Here is a 10692-nt window from a genome sequence, read left to right on the forward strand (position 1 = left end):
AAAAACTATAAAAACGTATCTTTCCTATTTTATATGCATCTATATCTATGAAGTACAAAATAGAAAGGAGAATTTCAATGAAAAATGTTACAAATGATTTTAAAGTATTTATGGAAGAGTCAAATGGAGTAGGACAAGCATTTATGAGTACAGTTATGAAAATATCGGAGGTAAGTGCCCTTGAACCAAAAACACACGAGTTAGCATACATTTCCGTGCTAGCCGCATTGCAAATGGTAAGTGGCTTACCATTCCATGTAAAACAAGCAAAAGAACTAGGTGCTTCATTAGAAGAAGTAAAAAGTGCAATCCTAGTAGGAACACCAATCGTAGGATTAAGAATATCCCCTTCCTTCGCCATAGCCATAAATTTCTACAATTCAGAAACTCCAAGCGAAAACACAAATAATTAATTTTTTAAAATCCAAAATCCATAACTGGCGGCAGGGCGTTCCGTCTCCACACAACGCCCTGCCGCCAGTTATTCAACAACCAGAAACCCCGCCTATAGTTTCCTCAACTGTCCGCATTTGCCGTTACAGCCATACGATATTGTCTGCAAGCGGTTGACACCATTTTCACGGTGTCGAACCGAATGCAGACAATATCGTATGGCTGTAGAGGCAATAGCGAACAAGAGGAACTATAGGCGGGGTTTCGTCCGTGTTTGTTTAATAACTAAGCTTAACCATTTCTCCACCCTTAATCTCCATAACCTTATCATTATTAATAGTAATCCATGCAGAAGAAAAGGAAGGGTTATATACAAAACTTAAATCAGCTGCAAATTGTAGTTTATCGTAAGTTTCCATATAATCAACAATTTCAATGTTAGTAGCGAACCAGATATCATCTGAATCAGCCATCTTCTGGCAGAATTCTTCAATTACATTCCAGTTATTGTCTTTTGTAAATTCATAGCTATGTCCCCAAACATACATCATATAAAGATATTGTTTTTTCTTCAAATCCTTGAATGCTTTACCAAATTCAAGTAATCCGTGGTTATGGTGACAGGTAGCCTTCCATTCATAAAAGTTAGTAGGGAAAGAAAATCCATTCGCATCGCCTACAATTTGGGACTGACTATCAGTTTGTATCTGCTTTGCAAGATAAGTGGATGCGTATTCATCGCCAACAATTCTTGCATACTTTATTCCAAGATCTTCTAGAATACGTTCAACACGTGGGCTGTAAGAACCATTTGGATAAGCGTGTCCTCTGACAGGATATCCCATGATACGCTCAAGAAACTTTCTATCAGATAAAATTTCTTCGACAATTTCTATTGTTGGACAACGGTCAATTGTGGGGTGCGTTGCAGTATGAGTAGCAACTTCATGGCCTTTATATAAATCAACCCATTCTTCAGGCTTAATTCTAATATCTTGGTCAATTAAGCCTGAATTAAGATTAAAAGTTCCACGAATTCCATATTTGTTAAAAATTGATACTAGCTTTCTATCATCTAATTTACCATCGTCATAACTCATTGTTAGAACTTTGTGCTTTCCCCCAGGAAATGCTTTGTATATTTTTAACATTCTTAAAGAACCTCCTATAATATGAAAAATTATTTCTTCACATTATATATCTTTTGACTATAAAAGTCGAGATTATATATACTATATTTTTTATCATTAAAAATACTTAAGTAGATACTTAACTTGAGATCCTATTTAATATAATTTTGATGACAGATTTTTATCTTATGGCAAAAATCCTTTTATTATTTTATCTAAGCAATAAATATAGCTTATTTTTTCTGAACTTGATTTTGCTAGTATCGGAAACTCGCAATATAGTTGGTCATTTATGTATATAGATGCAGTACCGACGGCTGAATCTGCAATAATAGGTGCATCAATTGTTTCTGGAAGGGAATATATAATATTCACATTATCGAAGCGAGAAAGTTGCATGGCAACATCACTGTTGATATAAGTCTTAATTGTTGGTGTGATTCCATTATTAACCGTAATATCCTTGTAATCTGATATATAAGTGAATACATTTGTATCAAAATAGTTTTCGATTCCAAAGTTAAGTAGCTTTTTTGTGTCAGCCCATTTGTAAGACTTATTACCGGGCCAACCACATGCAAGAACTACGCTGACAAAAATATTGTTATCTCTTTTTAATGCACAGACATAACAATATCCAGCATCTCCAGTAAATCCGGTCTTGCCTGAAATGACTCCATCCATCATCTGTAGAAATGCATTTGCATTATTTACTGTAAATGAATGTGAACCAGCAAAGTATGTGCCATCATCTTTTTCTTTCTGATTTGTAAAAGAATAAGTTTTGGTTTGTGTTATTTTCAAGAAATTCTCATTTTGCACGCAATGTGCCATGATTCTAGCCAAATCAACAGCCGTTGTAGAATGTTTCCCATTTTCATCTTCTGCATCAAGCCCATTTGGCGTAATGAAATAAGTATTTGTACACCCAAATGAACTGGCCTTCAAATTCATTAAAGTAGCAAATATATGTACAAGCTCTTTACTCTGCTCCGTAGAAATGGTTGCAATATCGATTGTTGCAAAATCAGTAATTGGATCAAATGTTGACATCGTATAGTTCATTGCATTTAATGTCGAATCACCTTTGTTTTGAAGGTTGATCAAATAAGTTAAAGCAACATTTTCAGCTATGGCTACAGCACTATCATTATGAGACTGAAGCATTAATGAATATAGTAAATCCCTAAGAACGTAGTGTTCTCCAGAGCTAATATTCAACTGAACATCAGGCATACTTGCAGCATATTTTGAAACGGTAGCAAACTGGTCTAGATTACCATACTCAAGAGCAATCAAAACAGTCATTATTTTTGTAGTGCTTGCATTTGCAGCTGGTGCAAATCCATCTTTTTCAAATAGGACACGATAATTGCTTCCATCAATAACTGCAGCATATTTGGCATACAGATTTGATGGCTTGGATTTGTTATAATCATCTGAAGTTGATACTTCGTTGATACAAAGAGTCGTAATTGGTCGTGATTGTGTCTGACTCGTTGCAATTGTTTCAATTGAAAGGTTTGAATACGAAAATGATTCACAGATAAGTAAAAGAATAATTATGGCGGCCAAGAATCTTGACGCAAGCTTATACATGTATTTTTTCAAGGGGGTTTCCTTCAAAAAAGTCCTTGATTAATTCTATGATAATGGTTCAAAAGATATGTTTTATAAACGTATAAAAACGGTATATTAAAAATAATGTTAATTATTGTAAGACTATTGATAAAAACCTTATAAATATTTTAAATCTGATATAATAGATTGACATTTACCTATAGGATATTATAAAATAAATTATCGAAAAATATGGAATTTCCAGATGTTTATTTCCAATTTTTTAACGCTATGGCAACCTTTTAAAAAAAGAGATTATAAGTTAAATTCATGACAGTGGGCTAAAAAACGACGAATAAATTTAAAGGAGATTTGTATGAAGAAAAAAAGAATGAAAAAGGGACTTGCATTGTTCCTGACGTTGGCAATGGTTATGGGCTTGCTGCCAGCATCGATACTAACGGTAAGCGCGGCGAACCCTGCATTTAATATCACGGCGGATTTCCCAATCAATTCAGGGAAGGATTTCCAAAGCATGATAATTGGTTTGCCAGAAGACAAAACAGCTATATTGATGTCATCTACCGTCTATGAGAGCGGATATTATACGAGTACATATTATTTAAGTATTTACGATAGTAGTGGAACTCCACTACTGAATCAAAAGAACATCAGTACACTTATGGATACAAAATATCGGAGTGAAGAATGTCACATTTTGGCTCTGAGCAACGGATATATAGTTGTTGCATATGGAAAATCTGACAGTGGTTCAGCACTATTAACGGGATCAGAATCCACACCGGGCGCCTATTTTATGATACTTGACCAATCCGGAAATAATGTAATCGGACAGACAAAAATCAATTCAACCGATCCTGGAACTAGTCTTTCAAGGTCTATTTCAATGGCGCAACTTTCAAATGGAAATATTGCTTTTTCATGGCAGCGAAACGATAATATCAGTATTGCGACACGAGTGTTTAAGCTTGACGGAACAGCGGCTACACCGGAAACGATTCTTATCAGCGACAATGCAATTACTTCTGAAGTATCCGCCGGTTTGGGCGGTTCATATATGGTTGCCTATGCAAATTATGATGGCTCGACTTACATGTACTATTATAAGGTGTTAAACTCCTCCGGTTCGGTTGTTTCCAGCAATACTGTTAGTTCCGGCAATTCAATCATGTTGTCCTTGAAATCACTATCAAATGGAAATTACTTGTATGGGCTTTATAATTACAATACCAGTACAACAACAGCGTATCTCTTTGATTCCGCTGGAACATCCACTGGATCATTCACCCTGAACGGATCAATCAGCGACGGCGGAATGGCTGTTAGCAAAGTTTCAGGCATCGAAGGCTTTGTAATACTATCCTATGATAATGCATCGACCAATGCAATTAATGATGCATATAACAATAGCACAGAATGGTCTGGCATGGAGTATGTATATTTCAATTATTATAATAACAATGGAGTACTGCAGTATACCACTACAGCTCCTGTCGATTCAGGTAGCGTGGCTCTATTGGGCTATGATCCAGATCAGGGGTGGTATACTACGTATAATTTACCAACCTTCTATTTTTGCGCAGGATATTCAAGAGGATTTGCCTTACTGAAAATTAACTCATCCGACAACACGAATTATTTAACTAGCGTTAAGCTATTTGATATGGGTGCAACCAGCACTGCGCCTTCTGTGACAGCAATTGGAGTAGCACCTTCCTTTATACAGGACAATATAAGCGGAGTCGATTTGTTTAGTTCAGTTACAGCCTCTACCAATGATAGCGGCCAGACATTTACCCAAGCAAAGTTGACCGTCACAAACATCTCAGATACGACGGAATACCTGGCCGTCGATGGTACAAACATTTCGCTTACTAACGGTGCAAGTGGTTTATTTGCAACTGGCAGTTATTCCGTTGCAGTTGTAAGCGGAACGGCTACAGTGACCCTGAGTGGTATGTCTCTTGACGATGCGGCTATGAAAACATTGATTGATGATATATCCTATAAAAACAGTGCAGCATCCGTTACGGCCGGGAACCGTGTTGTTGCTGTGGTATCGGTTACTGACAGCGGAGGTGTCAATAATAGTACCTCTCTTAGTATAACAACAACAGTTTCGGTTATAAAAGCTCCGACGGTACAGTCACCAAACGCAAGCAGTATTACCTCAACGACTGCGGTGCTTAGCGCAATAGTGAATGCAAATAATTGCTCCTCAATTGCAAGTTTTGAATATGGTACAACGGTATCTTACGGTGCTACTCTTACTGCGGTGCCAAGCACTGTTACGGGTGTGGGCTACACTTCGACAAGCTACACTCTGAGTGGACTTATTCCTAATACGACATATCACTTTCGTGTAAATGCTGTGAACGCACTTGGCGTGACTTACGGAAGCGACTTTGCCTTTACAACTTTAGCCATCGCTCCGACTGCGGAAACGCAGGACGCAAGCAATGTTTCCGCAACAAATGCAACGTTGAACGGAACAGTGAATGCCAACAACGCCTCATCGGTTGTGACCTTTGAATATGGTACGACGGCAGCTTACGGGTCTACTATTACTACGGTACAAAGCCCTATTACAGGTTTGGGTTCAACTCTTGTAAACTACTCACTGACAGGGCTTATTCCTAATACGACCTATCACTTCCGGGTAAAGGCAGTAAACGCAACTGGTACGACCTACGGAAGCGACTTTACTTTTACCACCACAGCAGTTGCCCCAGCCGGACAGACACAGGACGCAAGTAATGTATTTGCAAATGCTGCAACGCTGAATGGAACAGTGAACGCCAACAACGACACCTCGATTGTAATATTTGAATACGGTACAACGACTGCTTACGGCTCGACAGTTACTGCACTGCAGAGTCCTACTACCGGCATTGGATCTATGCCGGTGAGTTCAACGATTAATGGACTTTTACCCAACACAACATATCACTTCCGGGTAAAAGCTGTCAACATGGCCGGAACGGCTTACGGAGATGACTTTATCTTCACAACTTCTGCAATCGCTCCGACATCTGAGACAGTGAATGCAGGAAACATAACTGCATCAACCGCAACCTTGAAAGGAACAGTAAATGCCAACAACATCACCTCAATTGTGTCCTTTGAATATGGTACAACCATTGCCTACGGTTCGACCGTTAATGCGGTGCAAAGTTCCGTTACTGGATCGGATTTCACATCGGTAAGCTTTTCGTTGAGTGGGCTTACCCCCAATACTACGTATCACTTCTGCGTGAAGGCTGTAAATGCTGTCGGTATCACCTACGGAAGTGACTTAACATTTACCACTCAAGCGATTGCTCCTTCAACGAATACAAATAATGCCACCAGCATTTTATGTACTGCCGCAACACTGAACGGAACGGTAAACGCCAATAATGCCATCTCAATTGTGACTTTTGAATATGGTACGACGATAGCATACGGCACAACAGTTACTGCAGTGCAGAGTCCTGTTACGAGCATAGAATTTATGCCAGTGAGTGTTTCACTAAGTGGGCTTACCCCTAATACGACATACCACTTTCGAGTGAAGGCTGAAAATATCGTAGGAACAACCTACGGAAGTGATATAACATTTACTACTCCAACACCGCCGACTATAACAAGTATCATAAAGCCTTTCAATGGGATATATACAATTGGAGATAACCTAGACTTTACTGTAAACTTCAGTAAAGATGTAACTGTCGTGGGGATGGACTCAACGTTGTCTATCAATATCGGCGGTGATCTGAAGCAAGCTTCCTATCTTAGTAAAACGGCTGACAGTATCACCTACCGCTATACAGTGCAGACAAGTGATTTAGATTCCGACGGAATAATATTGCCCGCAAATCCTCTGGCCTTGAACACAACAATAATCAAAGATTTTGCCGATAGCAACATTAACGCCACAATGACTTTTTACGAAGTCACAGTACCAGAAGTGTTTGTCGATGGTGTTGCTCCAACAGGAGCCATTACGCAGGGAGCAAAACACTGGAACAGCTTTTTGCATACTATTACATTTGGCATATTCTACAAAGAAACTGTTTCTATTTCCATCACAGGAGATGACAATGGGGGAAGTGGTGTAAAAACAATCCAGTACTTCAAATCAGACAGTGCTCTTTCTTTAGAAGAAGTGAAAGGGCTAACCAACTGGAGCAACTACTCATCAGCACTTTCACTTACACCAGTTGAAGCAGAAAAGTTTATTATTTATTCTAAAATTATTGATAACGCAGGTAATGTTACATATCTAAGTTCTGACGGTATGGAATTTGATACAAAGGGACCTTCCATCACAACCGATTATGTCAAGGGGGCTTCCACTATGGAGGTTACGGTCAGTGATAGTGCTTCGGGAGTAGGAAATGTTTCCTATACAGTAAATGGAGGTAGTGTACAGACAGCAGTGTTGACTGCCGGCAAGTTCACTATTGCCTCTATTGCTGACGGCAAATATGATATTGTTATTACCGCAAAAGATACTCTTGGTACTATAAACACTTTAACAGTGCATATTGTATCCATTCATAAAGTTACATTCAAACTGTTTGACGGCGACACCGGTACAGCACTACAAACCGTAATGACCGAATATGGAGGTAATGCTATCCCTCCATCTGAGCCTACGAGGACGGGTTTCAATTTCAGCGGATGGGATCGTGCATTTAACTACATTACTGCGGATGCAACCGTTAATGCGACTTGGAATATAAGTGGTATCAATTTAATCAATTATGGGGCAACCTATGATAAAAATGCTCATAATGTGGTCGACGTAACAGGCACATTATCAGGTGACACCGTTACCTACAGTACAAATGGAACAGATTATTTCACTTCCTGCCCGCAAGTTACCAATGCTGGGAACTATTCGATATATGTTAGGGTGGAAAGAGTCGGATCTGTCGCTTGGGAAAGCGGGATGAAAGCTGCGGTCATTAATCGCGCGCCTGGCAGCATCACCATCACAACTAATTTGACAAAGATATATGATGGTTACGCCGTGTCCAATCCATCCGTTAGCAAAAATGGAAGTGGTGCGGTAACCTTTACATATTACACTGATAATGCTGGTGCGCCTGGCATAGAACTTGCTAGCTCACCGTCAGAGTCCGGAACCTACTGGGTAAAAGCATCAATGGCGCAGGATACAAATTATTTCACGGCGGTTGCTACACTTAAATTCACAATCGACCTTGCGGATATATCTGGTCTGGTTTCCATTCCTACATCTATGCTGACAGGCAACACAGTAACCGCAGATGTTTCTGGAGTCATTCCAACGGGTGCGACGTTTGGCTATCAATGGAAACTGAATGGGGTGGCAATTGACGATGCAACAGGTAGCAGCTATCAACTAAAAGAAGACGATTACGGCAAAACAATGACTGTAACGTTGACAGCCCAAGGTAACTATACAGGAAGTATTACAAGTAATAATACGTCAATTGGTGAAAATGTGGCGCCAACTGGTGAAATCAAACGTTATACCAACAGTTGGAACAACTTCTGGAATGGTGTGATGTTCAGTGGATTTTCCAAGGAAACTGTATCAATCACTATATCCGCTGATGACAAAGGCGGTAGCGGCATTGCGACAACGGAGTATTATAAATCAGACAAAGAATTGAAAACAATCGCAGAGGTTCAGTCGATTACTGAGTGGAAAACCTATCCGTCCACTGGTTTATCCTTGATTCCAAAGGACACTGAGAAATTTATTGTTTATGCTAAAATTACCGATAAAGCTGGAAATGTAACTTATCTGAATTCAGATGGTATGACGTTTGATTTGCAGGGACCTTCCATCACAACCGATTATGTCAAGGGGGCTTCTACTATGGAGGTTACTGTCAGTGACAGTACTTCGGGCGTAGGAATAGTTTCCTATATAGTTAATGGAGGAGGCGTACAGACCGCAACACTGACAAATGGAAAAATCACAATAGATTCCCTTGCCGAAGGCAAATACGATATAGTTATCACGGCGAAAGACAATGTCGGTAATACAAACAGCCTAATCATAAATGTAGTTTCTGTATACACGGTTACCTTCAAGTACTTCAGTGGGGATATTGGCCAATCTCTAAAAACTGAAGCAGTCCAATACGATGGTAGTGCGACTGCTCCATCTGATCCTACCAGGAGCGGTTTTACATTTAAAGGATGGGATAAATCATTCAGCAATGTTAAGGAGAATATGATTGTCAACGCCACATGGGACATCGGCGGTATTTATGTGGTACCATATACGGGCACTTATGATGGGGACGTGCATGATGTAGTCAGCGTGATCGGTTCTATGACCGAAGATATCATTACCTATAGCACCAACGGAACTGAATTCTCAGCTGCATGCCCACAAACTACTAATACTCGTAGCTATCCGGTTTATGTACGAGTTGAAAGAGCGGGATTCGCCACATGGGAAAGCGGATTATTAACTGCGACGGTCAACACAAAAGTCATTACAGAAGATATGATTTCGTCGATTGCGTCCTTAGAGTATACAGGAAAACCAATTACTCCAAATACTGAAGTGAAATTTGGTTCGATTGTACTTGTTAAGGATATCGACTATACGGTAAGCTATTCAGGCAATAATAAAGTTGGTATTTCAACCTTAACCATAACTGGAAAAGGAAACTATTCAGGTTTGTCAGCTAAAAGCTTCGCCATTTATGCGAAAAACTCCAGCGTAGAAATTATTGACCAACAAACCCCTTCAGTTATTGCGGAAGGATTGAAAGAACTCTACCAGGATAAAAATGTCTACACAAATAAAGAGCGTCAGATCGAGCAAAGCGGTGGTACTGTAAACATCGAATTATCCGTTCAGTTAAAAACCGATCTGGCTGAGGACAAGGAAAAGATAGAAAAAGTCGCATCCGATAAATCAATAGGAATATATCTCGACCTTTCGCTTTTTAAAACGGTCACCTTGTTTGGAGAAATAAATGGAGAAACGAGTAGAATCAGCCAACTCAGCGATCTTCTCGCAATAACAATTCCGATTCCTGATAACATTAAAGGAAATCTAGGAATCGCAATGTACCGTGTCCACGAGGGAGTAGCCGCCACGATTCCTGTTGGAAAAGAGAATGCTGTGGATGGCGAATATTGCACAATCGATGCGGATAATATCATACTATATGTGCGTAATTTCTCAACTTATGCCATCGGTTATGACATAGTCTTAAACACTAATGATGGAAAATCGCCGAATACTAGTGACCATACCAGTACCATTCCAGTTATAGCTTTCGGAATAAGCTCTATTCTTATGGTGGGTCTTGCAAAGAAACGAAAAAAAAGAGTAACCAGAATTATTAAGCAATAAATGAAAGAAAAAAAGCTTTACTTATAGGTATTTGAATATATTGACTGATTATCTTTTTTCAATTTCAACCTAAAACAAATTTCTATGAAAAAAGAGAATATTTATAGTTAGATAATGAGCATCTGTCAAAGGGCAGATGCTTTTTGTGCGACAGGCAGTCGCACCAGTTCTAACGAGAGTTAGAACTATTTTGCGTATTAGGAACAGCGGTCACGATGCGGAGCAAAAACGGAC

The 10692-nt window shown here is 39.4% G+C and carries 4 protein-coding genes; 2 read left to right on the forward strand and 2 right to left on the reverse strand.

The features are described 5' to 3' along the window. Nucleotides 1-77: 77 nt before the first annotated feature. Complete coding sequence (locus tag BMY18_RS09800; protein WP_092453465.1) at nucleotides 78-413, forward strand: carboxymuconolactone decarboxylase family protein; 336 nt, start codon at nucleotides 78-80, stop codon at nucleotides 411-413. 258 nt (nucleotides 414-671) lie between these two features. Here the strand turns inward: BMY18_RS09800 and BMY18_RS09805 are convergent, their stop codons facing one another. Both BMY18_RS09805 and BMY18_RS09810 read right to left on the reverse strand, forming a co-directional pair. Next, nucleotides 672-1544 (reverse strand): polysaccharide deacetylase family protein, encoded by an 873-nt coding sequence (locus tag BMY18_RS09805; RefSeq protein ID WP_092453467.1) that lies wholly within the window; start codon nucleotides 1542-1544, stop codon nucleotides 672-674. A 165-nt stretch (nucleotides 1545-1709) separates the two neighbouring features. Continuing rightward, complete coding sequence (locus BMY18_RS09810) at nucleotides 1710-3134, reverse strand: D-alanyl-D-alanine carboxypeptidase family protein (RefSeq protein WP_139197252.1); 1425 nt, start codon at nucleotides 3132-3134, stop codon at nucleotides 1710-1712. A 325-nt stretch (nucleotides 3135-3459) separates the two neighbouring features. Here BMY18_RS09810 and BMY18_RS09815 point away from each other — a divergent pair, with 325 nt between their 5' ends. Further along, nucleotides 3460-10458 carry a beta strand repeat-containing protein gene (locus BMY18_RS09815; protein ID WP_092453469.1) on the forward strand — a complete coding sequence of 2333 codons (6999 nt, stop codon included), beginning with the start codon at nucleotides 3460-3462 and terminating at the stop codon, nucleotides 10456-10458. Nucleotides 10459-10692 lie beyond the last annotated feature (234 nt).

It is taken from the genome of [Clostridium] fimetarium (genome assembly GCF_900111235.1).
Classification (GTDB): domain Bacteria; phylum Bacillota; class Clostridia; order Lachnospirales; family Lachnospiraceae; genus Clostridium_N; species Clostridium_N fimetarium.

Coding starts and splice junctions, on each gene's coding strand:
- BMY18_RS09800 (WP_092453465.1), top strand. CDS start 78: ATGAAAAATGTTACAAATGATTTTAAAGTATTTATGGAAGAGTCAAAT.
- BMY18_RS09805 (WP_092453467.1), bottom strand. CDS start 1,544: ATGTTAAAAATATACAAAGCATTTCCTGGGGGAAAGCACAAAGTTCTA.
- BMY18_RS09815 (WP_092453469.1), top strand. CDS start 3,460: ATGAAGAAAAAAAGAATGAAAAAGGGACTTGCATTGTTCCTGACGTTG.